Origin of the sequence: Sphingomonas faeni (genome assembly GCF_024273235.1) — a bacterium.
GTDB classification, from domain to species: Bacteria; Pseudomonadota; Alphaproteobacteria; order Sphingomonadales; family Sphingomonadaceae; genus Sphingomonas; species Sphingomonas faeni_A.
In genome coordinates, this window is sequence record NZ_JANBVH010000017.1 from 12,356 (window position 1) to 28,821 (window position 16,466).

Genomic DNA, 16,466 nt, shown 5'->3' on the forward strand with positions numbered 1-16,466 from the left:
AGTCGGGTCGATAGACCATCGGCGATCCGGGAAATTCGCGCTGCCATTGCAGTCGCCAGTGGAGGATGTTTGATGTCTCACGCGTTTGTTCGTCCGCATGCCCAGCCCATCGTAACGTCGAGTGCCTTCGCCAGCAGATCGGTTGGCGGTACGCGGGTGTTGCGTGGCCTTCGCAACGGCGTGTCGCTGATCGGTCTCGCCGCGACATCGCTGTTGGTAACCCAGGCGGCTTCGGCACAGACGGGTACGCCGAACCTCGTCAGCGCATGTTCGGGCGTCAGCCTGCCGCGGTCGGCAGTAACCGGCATCCTCGCACCGGTCATCAACGGGATTGTGACGCCGATCCAGAATACGGTTAATCCGATCCTGGGCGTTGTCGGTACGGTGCTGCCACTCGTCGATCCGCTCAGCATCGATGCAGCCGGGCTGTTGGCCAACGCCGCGGCGGGCAACAATATCACCTTGCAGGTCCTGAACACGAACGGCCAGATCGTCGGCGCGAGCGATCGGTGCGACACGCAGGCGGACAGTGTTTCGCTGCTCAATCCCGCCGGCATCTCGATCGGCGGCAACCGCATCACGGGCCTGGGAGCGACCGGTCTCGAAGCGTCGGCGGGCGAACTGAGCTCGGTCGCGTTCGGGAATTCGGCCAACACGGCGGCGACGGCGGTCGGCTCGGTCGCATTCGGAACGCGCGCTAGCGTCGGTGCCGGCGCGACCGGTGCGATGGCGCTTGGCACGGACGCCAGCGCGACTGGCGCGAATGGCGTAGCCTTGGGCGCAGGCAGCCTTGCCGCGCGAGGACCTCTAGCGAACTATGCCGCGCTCGGCCTGACCGCCGCGCAGACGTCGGCAGGCGAGGTGTCGGTCGGCGCGGCCGGTGCAGAGCGCCAGATCACCAACGTCGCGGCAGGCTCGGCGGATACCGATGCAGTCAACGTCAGCCAGCTCGCGGGTGTCCAGGCGCAGATCGGTACGGTCGCGAGCGGCGCGGTCCAGTATGACGACGTGGCCCGGACCAGCGTGACGCTGGGCGGTGCCGGCGCGGGCCTGCCCCCGGTCGCGCTGACCAACGTCGCGGCGGGCGCGCTCGGCGCGGCCTCGACCGACGCGGTCAACGGCAGCCAGCTGTTCGCGACCAACACGAACGTGACCAACCTGACGACCAACATCAGCAATGGCGCGATCGGCGCGCTGCAATATTCGAGCGCGGGTGCGCCGACGACGCCGAACGGGGGCGTGCCGTCGAACGACGCGACGCTGGTCGGTGGAGCGGCCGGCGCGGTCGCGCTGCACAACGTCGCCAATGGCGTTGTTGCCGCCGGCTCTACCGACGCGGTCAACGGCGGCCAGCTGTCGACCGTATCGGATCAGGTCGGCACGCTGGCCGGGCTCGCCGTCCAATATGACGACGCGACCCGTGCGAAGGCGACACTTGGTGGTCTCGGGACCGGGGCAGCGCCTGTCGTACTGGACAACGTCGCAGCGGGCACGCTCGGCGCGACGTCGCTAGAGGCCGTCAATGGCAGCCAGTTGTTCGCGACGAACACCAACGTCACGAACACCAATACCGCGCTTACCAACCTGACGACCAACATCACCAATGGCGGGATCGGCGCGGTGCAATATTCGAACGCCGCGACGCCGACCGTGCCGAACGGCGGCGTGCCGACCAACGACGTCGCGCTCGTGGGTGCGACTGCCGGCCCGGTCGGGCTGCATAACGTCGCTGCGGGTGTCGTCGCGACGGGATCGACCGATGCGGTCAACGGCGGTCAGCTGTCGACGGTCGTCGACCAGGTCGGCACACTCAACACGCTGGCGGTCCAGTATGACGATGCGACCCGCGCCCGCGTGACGCTGGGCGGCGTCGGTGCGGCACCGGTCGGGCTCGGCAACGTCGCAGCCGGGACTCTGGGCGCCACCTCGACCGACGCGGTGAACGGCAGCCAGCTGTTCGCGACCAACACCAATGTCACCAACCTGACGACCAACATCGCCAACGGCGCGATCGGCGCGCTGCAATATTCGAGCGCGGGTGCGCCGACGACGCCGAACGGCGGCGTGCCCTCGAACGACGCGACGCTGGTCGGTGGAGCGGCAGGTGCAGTCGCGCTGCACAACGTCGCCGACGGCGTCGTCGCGACGGGCTCGACCGACGCCGTGAACGGCGGGCAGCTGGCGACGGTATCGGGGCAGATCGGCGGACTGTCGGCGCTGGCGGTGCAGTATGACGACCTCAGCCGGTCGCGCGTCACCTTCGGTGGCGCTGGTGCTCCAGCGGTCGTGCTCGGCAACGTCGCGGCGGGCACGCTCGGCGCGACCTCGACCGAAGCCGTCAACGGCAGCCAGTTGTTCGCGACCAACACCAACGTCACCAACACCAACACCGCGCTGACCAACCTGACGACCAACATCAGCAATGGCGGGATCGGCGCGGTGCAATATTCGAACGCCGCGACGCCGACCGTGCCCAACGGCGGCGTGCCGACCAACGACGTCGCGCTGGTGGGCGCGACGGCCGGCCCGGTCGGGCTGCACAACGTCGCCGACGGCGTGGTCGCCACCGGATCGACCGACGCAGTCAACGGCGGCCAGCTCGCCAGCGTCACGGGGCAGGTTAGCGGGCTGTCCGCGCTCGCGGTGCAGTATGACGATATCGGCCGGTCGCGGATCACGCTCGGCGGTGCCGGAACCGGTGCTGCCCCTGTGGTGATCGGCAACGTCGCGGCGGGGACGCTGGGCGCCAGCTCGACCGAGGCGGTCAATGGCAGCCAGCTGTTCGCGACAAACACCAACGTCACCAACCTGACGACGAGCATCTCGAACGGTGCGATCGGCGCACTGCAATATTCTAGCGCGGGTGCACCGACCACGCCGAACGGTGGCGTACCGTCGAACGACGTCACGCTGGTCGGCGGTGCGGCCGGGGCGGTCGCGTTGCACAATGTCGCCGACGGCGTGGTCGCCGCGGGATCGACCGACGCGGTCAATGGCGGTCAGCTGGCAACTGTGTCCGGGCAGGTCGGCACGCTGAACGCGCTGGCGGTGCAATATGACGATCTCAGCCGGTCGCGCGTGACCTTCGGCGGGGCCGGCGCCGCACCGGTGGTGCTCGGCAACGTCGCCGCGGGAACGCTGGCGGTCGGTTCGACCGAGGCGGTCAATGGCGGGCAGCTGGTCGGTCTCGGCAGCTCGGTCGCAGCCGGTCTCGGTGGCCTCTCGAGCTATGACGCGGCGACAAACAGCGTGCTCGCCTCGATCGGTTTCGGCGGCGTGCAATATGGCAACGTCCAGTCGGTGTTCGACGCGGTCGATGGCGCGATCAACGGCGGCGCGGGGATCCGGTATTTCCGGGTACTCTCGACCCGCGGCGACGGCAGCGTGACGGGCACCGACAGCATCGCGATCGGTCCGGAAGCGGTGGTGAGCGCCGACAACAGCGTGGCGATCGGCACCGGCGCGTCGGCCCTGCGCGGTGGTACGCTTGGCTATGCGGCACTCGGCCTGGCCGGGTTGCAGAACTCGGTCGGCGAGGTGTCGGTCGGTTCGGCCGGTGCCGAGCGCCAGATCACCAACGTCGCGGCGGGCACGGCAGCGACCGATGCCGCCAATGTCGGCCAGGTCGCCGGGGTCGCGGCGCAGGTCGCGGCGCTGGGCAACAGCACGGTGCAATATGACAATGGGACCAAGAACACGATCACGCTCGGCGGTGCCGGCGGGACGACGATCACCAACGTCGCGGCGGGCAACGTCGCCGCCGGATCGACCGACGCGGTCAACGGATCGCAGCTGAACGCGACCAACGTCCAGGTCGCCAACAACACGACCGCGATCACGAACCTTGGCAACCAGGTCGCGAACGGCGGCACCGGGCCCGTGCAATATTCCAACCCGGGCAGCCCCACCACGCCGAACGGCGGCACCAGGACCAACGACCTGACCTTGGTCGGTGCGGCGGCTGGGCCGGTGGGCCTGCACAACGTCGCGAGCGGTTCGATCGCGGCGGGTTCGACCGACGCGGTCAATGGCGGGCAGGTTTACGCGCTGGCGCTGACCACCGTGAACGCGGTGTCGTACAACACCGATGCGAGCGGCGCGCGGACCAACACCGTGACGCTGGCCGGCGGCAATGCGGCGGCACCGGTGACGGTGACCAACGTGGCTGCGGCGGCGCTGGCGGCGGGATCGACCGATGCGGTGAATGGTGGTCAGCTCTATACCACCAACCAGGCGGTCGCGACGGCGCAGGGTACCGCGGACAGTGCCCTCGCGCTGGGCAGCAACTCGGTGCAATATAGTGCCGGGCGGACCAACGTGACGTTCAACGCAGGCGGCGCGGCAACCGTGCTCAGCAACGTCGCGGCGGGCGTATCGACCACCGACGCGGTCAATGTCGGGCAGCTGAACTCCGGCATCAACTCCGCGGTGACGCAGGCCAACAGCTACACCGACGGACGGATCGCGGCGCTCGACTTCGACATCCGCTCGGTGCGGCGCGACGGCTATGCTGGGACGTCGAGCGCGCTCGCCGCCGCCGGGCTGCCGCAGGCCTATGAGGCGGGCAAGGGCATGGTCGCGATCGGCGGCGGTACCTATGCCGGGCAGTCCGCGGTCGCGGTCGGCATGTCGAAGGCGTTCAACGACGGGCACACCGTGGTCAAGCTGAGCGGCACCTACGACTCGCAGGGCAAGGCCGGAGCGTCGGGCGGGATCGGGTATCAGTTCTGATCCGCCGTTGAGTACGCGGGAACGGGCGGCCTTCGGGTCGCCCGTTTTCGTTTGGGAGGTGGATCGCCTTCGTTGTTCTTGCCAGCGGCGACCGTGCGACCGAACCGTGACGGCAAGATCGGGTTTCTGCACCCGCGAAACTGAGGCAACGCACACCTTGGCGCCATGGCCGTCAACCGGCCATGGATGGTTCAACCCCTTCCGGTATCAAGGGCTTTCGGCCGATGGTGATCCCCGTGTTGCGGGGGCTTATTCCGGAACCGTTCCCGGATCGGCGATGCCGGCGTCGAACGACTTGGATGCGTCGGTGCCGTCAGCCTGGTGCGCGTGCCTGGATGGCGCCTTTGGCTTTGGGGGCTTCGGCGTGCTGCCGCGCAGGGTTAGCAAAGCGCCGACCGCGGCACCCGCCACGGCAACGCCGCTGAAGATCGCCGCCGCACCCCATTTTCCGCGAACCTTGTCGGAAGCCTTGGCCACCGGCGTCGCAACGACAGGACGTGTCGCGGCGGGCCGCGGCGTGCTGCGCTTGGTCGACCGTGGCTTCGGCACCGGCTTGGCAACGGCTTTGCGCGGGGTCGGGGAGGCGGTCTTCTCGGCAGCCGGCTTCGACACCGGCGCCGGCTTCGACGCTGCCACGGATTTGGCCGCAGACGTCGCGGCGACTGACTTCGGCGCGCTGGTCTTGCGCGGGGCACGGCGGCGCGTCACGGGCTTCTTGGCGTCGGTTTGGGGCGGCGTTTCGGGTGGGTCGGTGTCGGCCACGGCTATGCTCCCTCAGAAATGATTGCGGATGCGTAACGCATCGGTACGCGATCCGCTCCGCTTTTTACCGGCCCGCTTTATCCGACCGCCTCATCTGAACGCCTTATCTGAACGGGGGTTCGTCGAACGCGCGCAGCTTGCGGCTGTGGAGCTTGGCGCCCTCCAGTCGCAATTGTTCGCAGGTCTCGATGCCGATCCGCAGATGCTCGCTGATCGCGCGTTCGTAGAAGCGGTTGGCCTGCCCCGGCAGCTTGAGTTCGCCGTGCAGCGGCTTGTCGGAGACGCAGAGCAACGTACCATAGGGTACGCGGAAGCGGTAACCCTGTGCGGCGATCGTCGCCGACTCCATGTCGATGCCGACGGCGCGGCTGAGTGAAAAGCGCAGCGCCGACTTCGAGTAGCGGAGTTCCCAGTTGCGGTCGTCGGTCGTTACGATCGTGCCGGTCCGCAGGCGGCGTTTCAGTTCCTCGCCCGACTGGCCCGAGACGATCTCGGCCGCCTTGGCCATCGCGACCTGCACCTCGGCGATCGCGGGGACGGGGATCTCGGGCGGCAGGACATCGTCGAGGACATGGTCGTCGCGCAGATAGGCATGCGCGAGCACATAATCCCCGATCCGCTGGCTCGGACGGAGACCACCGCAATGACCGATCATCAGCCAAGCCTCGGGACGCAGCACCGCGAGATGGTCGCAGATCGTCTTCGCGTTCGACGGGCCGACACCGATGTTGACGAGCGTGATGCCGGTGCGGTCGTCCGCCATCAGATGATAGGCGGGCATCTGGTGCCGCCGCCACGCGCTGTCGGAGATGATCTTGTCGATGTCGTCGCCGGACGAGATCGTGATCCCCCCCGCACCCGACAGGCTGGTGAAGCGGCTCGGCGTTCCATCCGCGCGTGGCCCCAACTGCGTCCCCGCCCAGCGGACGAACTCGTCGACATAGCGGTGGTAGTTGGTGAACAGCACGAAGCGCTGCGCGTGCTCGGCGGGCGTGCCCATGTAATGGCGCAGGCGGGCGAGGCTGAAATCGGTGCGCAGCCCGTCGAACAGCGCGAGCGGGCGCGTGTCGTCCTGCGCGATCCACAGGCCGTCGGCGATCTCGTCGCCGATATGCGCGAGCTCCGTCGCGGGGAAGTGGCGCGACAATTCGGTGGCGGAGACCTCGTCGAGACTCAGCGCATGGCCGGGGTCGATCACGTACGGGAACGGGATTTCCTGGCGACCCTCGACGGCTTCGACGGTGACGTCGTAATCCTCGATCAGCAGGGTCAGTTGTTCGATGAGGTATTCGGCGAAGATCGCGGGCTTGGTGACGCTGATCTTGTATTCGCCGGGCGTGACCATGCGGCCGAACGAGCGCAGCGGGGTGGGGCGGTCGACGCCACCCTTATAGGTGAGCCGGATTTCGGGATAGGCGAACGAGCCGTCGGTGCGGCTGACCGGATCGGGCGTCGTGCCGTCGGCGATATAGGCGCTCATGGCGGCTTGGAGGCGCTCGACGGAAGCGCGGTAGAGGCGGTCGAGGTCGGCGACGAGGTCGGATGCGATTGTCATCGCGTCAGGGTTAGGCGGCAGAGGTTACGGTGGCAAGACTTCGCAAATGGCTCGGTACACGACGATGCCGATAAAGCCATTCCCCTCCCTGGAAGGGAGGGGTTAGGGGTGGGTCGCTCTCGGGGGAACACCAGCATCCGCCCCAAGCCGACCCACCCCCAGCCCCTCCCTTTCAGGGAGGGGGGAAGAGCGGGTGTCCTCCCGTCCTCTTGTATCAGATCTCGCTGAGCAGATGTTCGGCCGAGCTCACCTTGAACTCGCCCGGTGCCTCGACGTTCAGTTGCTCGACCACGCCGTCGTTCACCAGCATCGAGTAACGCTGGCTGCGGAGGCCCATGCCGTAGCCCGAGCCGTCCATCGTCAGCCCGACCGCCTTGGCGAAATCGCCATTGCCGTCCGCCAGCATGGTGATGTCGCCGGCACCCGCCGACTTGCCCCACGCGCCCATCACGAACGCGTCGTTGACCGAGACGCAGGCGATCTCGTCGACGCCCTTGGCCTTCAGCTCGGCTGCCTTCTCGACGAAGCCGGGGAGGTGCTTGGCCGAGCAGGTCGGCGTGAACGCGCCGGGAACCGCGAACAGCGCGACTTTCCGCCCCTTGAAGAAGCTGTCGGTATCGACCTGATCGGGGCCATCGGCCGTAGCCTTGACGAGATTGGTGGTGGGAAGCCGGTCGCCGACGCTGATCGTCATGTGAAATCTCCTGTCGCCGCGCGTTGGTCGCGGGCGAGCCGTACCTTGGACGCCGGGCGGGGGATTTCAAGCGTGGCGACCGCGGGTGTGCGGCGCTATGTTGCACGGCATGGACAAGACGGCCTTTCTCTCCGGACAATTCCTGCTCGCGATGCCGGGCATGAGCGACCCGCGCTTCGCCCGCGCGGTGATCGCGATGTGCAGCCATGACGAGAACGGCGCGATCGGCATCGGGATCGGCGCGACGATCGACGGGCTGGGCTTCCACGACCTGCTCGAACAGTTCGGGATCGAGCCGGGCGACGCCCCCAACGCCCCGGTGCATTTCGGCGGGCCGGTCGAGCCGCGGCGTGGGTTCGTGGTGCACTCCTCCGATTGGGGCGGGCAGGACTCGGTCGACGTCGCCGGGCGGTGGAAGCTGTCGAGTACGGTCGACGTGCTGCGCGCGATCGCCGAAGGGAAGGGCCCGTCGCACTGGGTCGTGGCGCTGGGCTATGCCGGTTGGGACGGTGGGCAGCTGGAGGGCGAACTGTCGCGGCCGGGGTGGTTCAACGTGCTCGGCGATACCGACCTGCTGTTCGATACCGCGGTGGAGGATCGCTGGACCTATGCGTTCGCGCAGGCCGGCGTCGATCCGCGGCTGCTGGTCGCGGAGACGGGGCGGGCCTGACTTCTGCTCCCCTCCCTGGAAGGGAGGGGCCGGGGGTGGGTCGGCTGGTTGGCGGGCTCTGCATGCGCCTCAAGCCGACCCACCCCCAACCCCTCCCTTCCAGGGAGGGGAGTCGAAGAAGGGCGGTGCAGCTCACGCCGAGGGCATCTCCGAGCAACATATAAAGATATCTTTATATTTGATTTGAGTCCCTCGATCCTCTAAGGCGCAGGCCATCCGGCACGGGCATGAGGCTCGCCGATCACAGAATTTCCAGGAGACCCATAGTGGCCACCACCCTCGCCCCCGCGAAGACCGATTACGTCGTCGCCGACATCAGCCTTGCCGAATTCGGCCGCGCCGAGATCAACATCGCCGAGACCGAGATGCCCGGCCTGATGTCGCTGCGCACCGAATTCGGCGCGTCGCAGCCGCTGAAGGGCGCGCGGATCACCGGTTCGCTGCACATGACGATCCAGACCGCGGTGCTGATCGAGACGCTGACCGCACTCGGCGCCGACGTCCGCTGGGCGACGTGCAACATCTTCTCGACGCAGGACCATGCCGCCGCCGCGATCGCCGCGACCGGCGTCCCCGTGTTCGCGATCAAGGGCGAGAGCCTCGCGGATTACTGGAACTATGTCGGCGACATCTTCTCGTGGGATCGCGACGTAGAGGGCCAGACCGCCAACATCATCCTCGATGACGGCGGCGACGCGACGATGTTCGCGCTGTGGGGCGCCAAGCTCGAAGCCGGCCACACGATGCCCGAGCCCGAGAACGAGGAAGAGGTCGAGATGCAGCGTGCGCTGAAAGCCTACGTCGCGAAGAACCCCGGCTATCTGACCGAGACCGTCAAGAACCTGAAGGGCGTCTCGGAAGAGACTACGACGGGCGTTCATCGTCTTTACGAGATCGCCAAGAAGGGCGAGCTGCCGTTCCCGGCGATCAACGTCAACGATTCGGTCACCAAGTCGAAGTTCGACAACCTCTACGGCTGCAAGGAATCGCTGGTCGACGCGATCCGTCGCGCGACCGACGTCATGCTCGCCGGCAAGGTCGCCTGCGTCGCCGGTTTCGGTGACGTCGGCAAGGGCTCGGCCCAGTCGCTCCGCAACGGCGGCGCGCGCGTGATGGTCACCGAAGTCGATCCGATCTGCGCATTGCAGGCGGCGATGGAGGGCTTCGAGGTCGTGACGATGGAAGAGGCCGTGACCCGCGCCGACATCTTCTGCACCGCGACCGGCAACGCCGACGTCATCACCGCCGATCACATGAAGGCGATGAAGCCGATGTCGATCGTCTGCAACATCGGCCACTTCGACTCGGAGATCCAGATCGCCGCGCTGTCGAACTACGACTGGACCGAAGTGAAGCCCGGCACCGACCTGGTGAAGTTCCCGGACGGCAAGCAGATCATCATCCTGGCGAAGGGTCGCCTGGTGAACCTCGGTTGCGCCACCGGCCACCCGTCGTTCGTGATGTCGGCCAGCTTCACCAACCAGACGCTCGCGCAGATCGAGCTCTGGACCAAGGGTGAGAACTACAAGAACGAAGTCTACGTCCTGCCCAAGCACCTCGACGAGAAGGTCGCGATGCTCCACCTCGAGAAGCTCGGCGTGAAACTGTCGAAGCTCTCGGACAAGCAGGCCGGCTACATCGGCGTACCGGTCGAAGGCCCGTTCAAGCCGGACCATTACCGCTACTGATCGTCCACACGATCGCTGCGTAAAGGGCCGCGTCCACCATTAAGGTGGGCGCGGCTTTTTGCGTTTTGGAAAGCCAAGTTCGCTAGGGCCGGCAACGCCCCCTTGCAGACGCTTCCCCGTTGGATCACGCTCGTCCTCATGAAACACAGCAGAGTCGAGCGCTGGCATCCTATTATTGGCTTGGCCGAGCGTCCGGCGACCATCTTCGACATAAGCTGGCAGGGCGGTGAGCAGCGACTTATCGCAACCGTTCGCTACGCAAGCGATGCGGAAGTAGATGACGGCGTCGCCAGCGCCGTCGTGATATTTGAAGACGTCTTCGCTTTTCAGGTTCTCGACGAAAACATGAATTGGAGTGGGGTCGAGGATGTTGACGCATTGCTCTCGAATGTGGGCTACCCTTACGGGGGGTGCTGGCCATTTCTTGAGTTTCATGCTTCCGACTGGATCGAGCAACTGACGAAACGCGACGGCGTTTGGGATACTGCGGATTTTCGGCATTTGGTAATCACAAGCCGCAACATGCACTTGCATGTGGCCTGTCGGGCGTCGTCCCCGCCACACTATTATTCAGCTACTTGATCGCGGGCGTCTGCAATCCTTCCCATCCCGGACGCTAGGCAGATCACCGTCACCCCCCAGAGCTAGCGCCCCCAAAACGCAAACGGGCGGGGCAGTTGCCTGCCCCGCCCGCCTGTCGGTCCAAAGACGCTAGCGACTAGAACTTCAGCTGTGCGCCGACGTAGAAGCGGCGGCCGATCGGGTCGTAGACGTCCGCTGCGGTCGTCGTGCCGGTGATCGTGCCGTAGAACACGGTGTCCTCCAGCTTCGGCGGCTTGCGGTCGAACAGGTTGGTGACGCCGAAGAACATCTCCATCTGCCGGCTCTCCTCGCCAACGCGGGCGCGGAGCTGGACGTCGTGATAGAAGCGCGACGCGATCTCGTTATGCGCGGCGATCTCGGGCGAGAGCCCGATCTGGTCGGCATAGTCGGCGAACTCGTCCCGGACGGTGTCGACCATCGGGCTGAGGTACGTCGTGGTCCAGTTCACGCTGTACGGACCGGCGCTGTAGGTAGCCGTAGCATTGACCTTATCGCGGAACGCCGCACCATATTCCAGGTTGCCGACGCCGCTGTACGCGGGTGCCGCCGGATCCGACTGCGTCTTGTAACGCAGCGTGTGGGTGTACAGCACGCTCAGATCGAGACGATCGTCCGTGGTCAGGCCGAGCGCACGACCATAGCGCAGGTTGACGTCGATACCGCGGGTCTTGGTGTCGGCGATGTTGATGTTCTGCGCGTTCACTGTGCGGATGTAGCCGGTGTTGTCGTAGCGGATGACGTTGTTGCAGAACTGCGGTTCGCTGGTGAGCAGGCATTGCTGGATCGACGTCGAGCGCGGGATGATGCCGATCGCGTTGGTCAGCTTGATGTCGAAATAATCGACCGTCAGGCTGAAGCCACGGACCTGATCGGGCGCAATCACGGCGCCAAGCGTCAGGGTCTTGCCCTTCTCCTCCTGCAGGTTGCGGTTGCCGCCGTCGAAGCCGTTGATGCCCTGGGTATCCGCCAGCGTGTACTGGAAGGTACCGCCATTGCGCACCGCCGCGGCGATCGCCGGGATCTGGCGGCAGGCATTGGCATAGGTGCCGGTCGACGCCGCGGTCACGCCGTCGCAGGGATCCTGCACCGCCGGGAAGGTTTCCGATGCCGACGAGAACAGCTCGTTGATGTTCGGTGCGCGGTTGGCGATCGCGTAGTTGCCGCGGAAGCGAAGGCCACGGACCGGCGAATATTCGGCGCCGGCGTTCCAGCTGAACACGTTGCCGATCGTCGAATAATCCGAATAGCGTGCTGCACCCTGCAGGCTGAGCGAATTGACGAACGGCAGGTCCTTCAGGATCGGGATGTCGATTTCGCCGAACAGCTCCTTCACGTTGAACGAGCCGACCGTATCGGGCGTCTGGTTGCCCGAATTCTGGCCGGCATTGGTCAGCGCGTCCCAGTTCTCGGCGCTCTTCTCACGGCGATACTCGCCACCGAACGCGACGCGAACGTCGCCGTAGGGCAGCGTGAGCAGCGAACCGTTGAGGCTGGCGTTGGCGACGAACTGCGTGTTCTTGATCGCGACTTCACGCGCCACGTCCGCCTGGACGTAGTTCGATGCGGCGGCGCTCGCGGTGTTGTAGCCGAACAGGTTGATCGGTGCGCAACCGGCGGCCCGGGCGGCTGCATCGCGGCAGACGATCGTACCCGTCGCGTCCGTGACCGCGTCGAGCGCGTTCGCGTACTTCGTGATGTCGATGTCCTGGCTGCTGGTGCGATCCTTCAGCTGGCCATAGACGCCCGAAACCTCGTAGCTCCACTTCGGCGAGATGGCGCCGCGGAACCCGCCGGCGATACGGAACGTGTCGCGGTCGTTGGTGTTGCTGCGGCTGAACACCTCGTTCTGGCGACGACGGAAGTCGATCGAGGTCACGTCGTTCGACGCGATGCCGTCGCTGTTGCGGGCGATGATCTGCTGGCGGATCGATGCCGGGATGTACGGATTGTCGATCCCGTAGCCGACGCCTGTGTCGAGCTGCGAATCAAGCGCCAGCGCTTCGATCTGCGAACTGGACTTGGTCTTGGCGTAGGTGCCTTCCAGGAACGCCGTGACGGAGTCGCTGAACTTGTACTGGGCTGCACCGGCCGCGAGGTAGCGTTCCGTCGGCGTCGAGATACGGCGCACGGAGTTGCGGTTGAAGCCGGTGCCGCCGCCCGAGACGACCGAGTTGTCGGGGTTGAACGAGAACAGGTTGCTCGCATAGCCGCCAGCGTTCGTCGACGCGTTTGCGCCGTTCCGAAGCTCGAAGCGACCCTGCGCGGAATAGGAGCTGTACGACTGCGGACCGCAACCGAGGTTCGAGCAATCCTCCGCCGAGATGCCGCGCTTGTTCGACAGCAGGCCCAGGTCCTTCGAATAGGTCCCGTTGACGATGATCGAGCCGCGATCGTCCTCGCCGAACTTGGTGCCGCCGGTGATGCTGGCGGTGTAGTTCGGATTGTCGCCGCGGCTGGTCAAGCCGTATTGCGCACGGGCGGTGATGCCCTGCATGTCGGTCTTCGTCACATAGTTGACCACGCCGGCAATCGCGTCCGAGCCGTAGATCGCCGATGCGCCGCCGGTGACGACTTCGATGCGCTCGACGAAGTCGGCCGGGATGTTGTTGACGTCGACGATCGACGTGCCCGCCACGCCCGGTACGAACCGGCGGCCGTTGACCAGCACGAGCGTGCGCGAATCACCGAGGTTGCGAAGGTTGATCGTCGCGACGCCGTTGCCGGTCGTCAGGAAGTTGCTGTTGGTGCGGCTGAGGCCGGGAATGCCGACCTGGGGCAGCTTTGCGAGCAGGTCCTGCGTGTTGACGATACCCTGCGACTGGATCTGCTGCGAGTCGATCACGGCGACCGGCGAGGCGGATTCGAGATCGGGACGACGGATGCGCGATCCGGTGACGACGATGGAGTCGTCGGCTTCAGGTGCAACGGTCGCCTGCTCCTGAACGGCGGCTGGAGCCGCAGCAGGAGCGTCCTGGGCGAATGCGGGTACGGCGAGCGCGCCGGCAGCGAGAATGGTTGCAGTGAGAAGCAGTGTCCGAGGCAAGTGCCGTTCCTTCGTCGTTGACGCGTACGATAATGGCGCCTGAAACCGTTTTCAGGACGAGTTGAAAACCACTATGCGACGAATAGACACGATTGCTGTCGCTTTCGGACGGCAGTGCAACAAATCTGCAACAGCGCTGTCACTGAGCGGTTGAAGGGTCGCTGGCCATGCGGATGCGCCGCGTCCTCTTCCCTAGCGGCATGGGGTTGGCCTAGATGGGCCGATGGTTTCGCGCATGCTGCAACGATGATGGTCCTCGGGACCGGGGTAGGCCTGCTGACGGGCGCGCTCCTGCTGGTCTTCGTCGTTGCGGGCGGCGTGGCACTGCTGCTCGGCCTGCGCGCGCGGGGCGCTGCTGAGGCCATCGTCGAGACCAACGCACAATTGCGGACGATCCTCGATGGCTCGCCGGCGATCGTGACGGTGATCCGGTCCGGGGGGCGGATCGAGATGTCCCAGCGGATGGCGGACTGGCTTGGGCTGGACGTTCCGCCGCGGTCGCTGGCCGAGTTGGCTGCCGGGGGCACCGGGCTGTCGCCGGACGACGCGGCGCGGTTGATTGCGGATGTGACGGCGGCGCAGCGGTCGGGGCGGGCGTTCGTGCGATCGGTGCGGCTGCAGGGCTCGACGCGGGCGATCACGTTTCGCGGAGGACGTGCGCCGGGCGAGATGGGCGCCACGGGGGCGGTGCTGCTCTGGGCGTTCGATGCGACCGACAGCGAGGCGGAGATCGCCCGGCTTGGCGCGGAGACGGCGCGTCTGGGCGAGGCGTATGAGTCGCTGACCGGGCTGATCGAGGCGGCGCCGATGCCGATGTGGTACCGCGCGACCGACCTCCGGCTGGCGATGGTGAATACGGCCTATGTCGATGCGGTCGAGGGGCGCGATGCCGCCGATGTGGTGGCGCGTGGGCTCGAACTGGTCGAGGGATCGGGGCGGGGCGGGCCACTCGCCGGTGCTGCGGTCGCGCGCGAGCAGGGGCGGCCGCACCAGCAGGTCCTGCCCGCCACGATCGACGGCGCGCGGCGGTCGTTGCAGATCTACGACGTGCCGTTGTCGAGCGGTGGCGTCGCCGGGTTCGCGATCGATATCGAGGAGCTGGAGCAGGCGCGGTCGGGCGCCAAGCGGTTCGCAGAGGCGCAGCGCGCGATGCTCGACCGGTTGTCGGCGGGCGTGGCGCAGTTCGGCGGGGATCGTTCGCTCGTATTCTGCAACCAGCCGTTCCGGCGGATGTTCGCGATGCGCAGCGAATGGCTCGCCGACCGCCCCGAGTTCGACCGCGTGCTGGAGCGGATGCGCGAGGCCAATCGGTTGCCCGAGGTCCGCGACTTCCCGAGCTGGAAGGCGGAGCGGCGCGACTGGTTCATGCAGACCGGCTCGTCGCAGAGTGGCGCGGCCGGCGGGGGGGCCATGGAGGAGAACTGGCACCTTCGCGGTGGCACGCATCTTCGCGTGGTCGCGCAGCCTTTGCCCGATGGCGGACTGTTGCTGATCTTCGAGGATCGTACCGAGCAGGTCCAGCTCGCTAGCGCGCGCGACACGCTGCTGCGGGTGCGGACCGCGACGTTCGACAATCTGTTCGAGGCGCTCGGCGTGTTCGCGGCGGATGGGCGGTTGCAGTTGTGGAACAACCGGTTCCGGCTGCTGTGGGGCCTGGAGGAGGAGTTCCTCGCCTCGCATCCCCGCGTCGATGCGTTCGCCGAGGCGGCGGGGGGCAAGCTGCTGACACCCAACCGGTCGGCGCTGATCCCCGATCTCGTGCGGTCGGCGACGGTCGAGCGGCAGCAGCGCGGCGGGCGCGTGGCGTTTGCGGACGGACGGCATTTCGAGTTCGCCGGCGTGCCGCTGCCCGACGGGAATGCGCTGTTCACGATGCTCGACATCACCGACAGCCGGCGTGCGGAGCAGGCTCTGCGCGACCGGGCCAACGCGCTGGAGGCGGCGGACAAGGTGAAGACCGCGTTCGTGGCGAACATGAGCTACGAACTGCGCACGCCGCTGACGTCGATCAGCGGGTTCGCGGAGATGTTGCACGGCGGCTATGCCGGCAAAATGACCAAGCAGGCCGAGGGCTATGTCGGGGCGATCCTGGAGTCGGTCGAGCGACTGGGGTTGCTGGTCGACGACGTGCTCGACCTGACGCGGGCGGAAAGCGACCGTGCGGAGACGGATCGGACAGACGTCGATCTGCCGACCACGGTGCGTGCGGCGGCGGAGACGATCCTGCCGTCGGCCAAGCGGCGGAAGCTCGATTTCGCGGTCGAGGTGGCGCGGTCGACGGGCCGGGTCAACGGCAATCCGAAGCGGCTGAAGGAGGTCGTCGAGCATCTCCTGCGCCACGCGGTCGCGGCTACGCCGGATGGCGGGCGGGTGTTGCTGCATACCGATGGCAACGCGACGTCCGCGCGGATCGTGGTGTCGGATGACGGGCCGGGGATGGATGCCGAGGCGGTCGCGCATGCGTTCGATCGGTTCGCGGAATCGAAGGCAATGGGGGATCGCGCTTTGGGGTTGGGGTTGCCGCTGGCCAAGCAGTTCGTCGAGGCACATGGCGGGACGATCGAGCTGGTCTCCGAGCCCGGCGCGGGCACGTTGATCACCGTAGAATTGCCGCGGCGATGAGCGTGCATGACCTACTCCCTCTCCCCTCCGGGGAGAGGGTCGGGGTGAGGGGCAGCCAAGCAGTGCACCACCCGGAACAGCCCCTCACCCAACCCTCT

9 protein-coding genes are annotated in these 16,466 nt (G+C 66.7%); 5 read left to right on the forward strand and 4 right to left on the reverse strand.

Annotation, left to right across the window (positions count from 1 at the left end; all coding sequences use genetic code 11):
- The first annotated feature begins 72 nt into the window (after positions 1-72).
- Positions 73-4,731, forward strand: coding sequence for a beta strand repeat-containing protein (locus NLI89_RS10880; RefSeq protein ID WP_254687084.1), 4,659 nt, complete (start codon positions 73-75; stop codon positions 4,729-4,731).
- A gap of 249 nt (positions 4,732-4,980) precedes the next feature.
- Here NLI89_RS10880 and NLI89_RS10885 read toward each other — a convergent pair whose 3' ends face one another.
- From NLI89_RS10885 to NLI89_RS10895, 3 genes are all read right to left on the reverse strand, one after another.
- Entirely contained in the window at positions 4,981-5,493 is a 513-nt protein-coding gene (locus NLI89_RS10885) for a hypothetical protein (protein ID WP_254687085.1), read from the reverse strand.
- A gap of 103 nt (positions 5,494-5,596) precedes the next feature.
- Positions 5,597-7,048: an AMP nucleosidase gene (locus tag NLI89_RS10890; RefSeq protein ID WP_254687086.1), complete on the reverse strand. Its 1,452-nt coding sequence runs from the start codon at positions 7,046-7,048 to the stop codon at positions 5,597-5,599.
- 214 nt (positions 7,049-7,262) lie between these two features.
- Positions 7,263-7,742 carry a peroxiredoxin gene (locus tag NLI89_RS10895; RefSeq protein ID WP_254687087.1) on the reverse strand — a complete coding sequence of 160 codons (480 nt, stop codon included), beginning with the start codon at positions 7,740-7,742 and terminating at the stop codon, positions 7,263-7,265.
- A gap of 109 nt (positions 7,743-7,851) precedes the next feature.
- Between NLI89_RS10895 and NLI89_RS10900 the strand changes: the two genes are divergently transcribed.
- From NLI89_RS10900 to NLI89_RS10910, 3 genes are all read left to right on the forward strand, one after another.
- Positions 7,852-8,412: a YqgE/AlgH family protein gene (locus tag NLI89_RS10900; RefSeq protein WP_254687088.1), complete on the forward strand. Its 561-nt coding sequence runs from the start codon at positions 7,852-7,854 to the stop codon at positions 8,410-8,412.
- Between the two features lie 227 nt (positions 8,413-8,639).
- Positions 8,640-10,100, forward strand: a complete 1,461-nt coding sequence (ahcY, locus tag NLI89_RS10905) for an adenosylhomocysteinase (protein WP_302675726.1) — start codon at positions 8,640-8,642, stop codon at positions 10,098-10,100.
- 138 nt (positions 10,101-10,238) lie between these two features.
- A complete protein-coding gene (locus NLI89_RS10910) occupies positions 10,239-10,682 on the forward strand; it encodes a hypothetical protein (RefSeq protein WP_254687090.1) in 444 nt (147 codons plus the stop codon).
- A 136-nt stretch (positions 10,683-10,818) separates the two neighbouring features.
- Here NLI89_RS10910 and NLI89_RS10915 read toward each other — a convergent pair whose 3' ends face one another.
- Entirely contained in the window at positions 10,819-13,746 is a 2,928-nt protein-coding gene (locus tag NLI89_RS10915) for a TonB-dependent receptor domain-containing protein (protein ID WP_254687091.1), read from the reverse strand.
- 246 nt (positions 13,747-13,992) lie between these two features.
- Between NLI89_RS10915 and NLI89_RS10920 the strand changes: the two genes are divergently transcribed.
- Positions 13,993-16,368 carry a PAS domain-containing sensor histidine kinase gene (locus NLI89_RS10920; RefSeq protein ID WP_254687092.1) on the forward strand — a complete coding sequence of 792 codons (2,376 nt, stop codon included), beginning with the start codon at positions 13,993-13,995 and terminating at the stop codon, positions 16,366-16,368.
- Positions 16,369-16,466 lie beyond the last annotated feature (98 nt).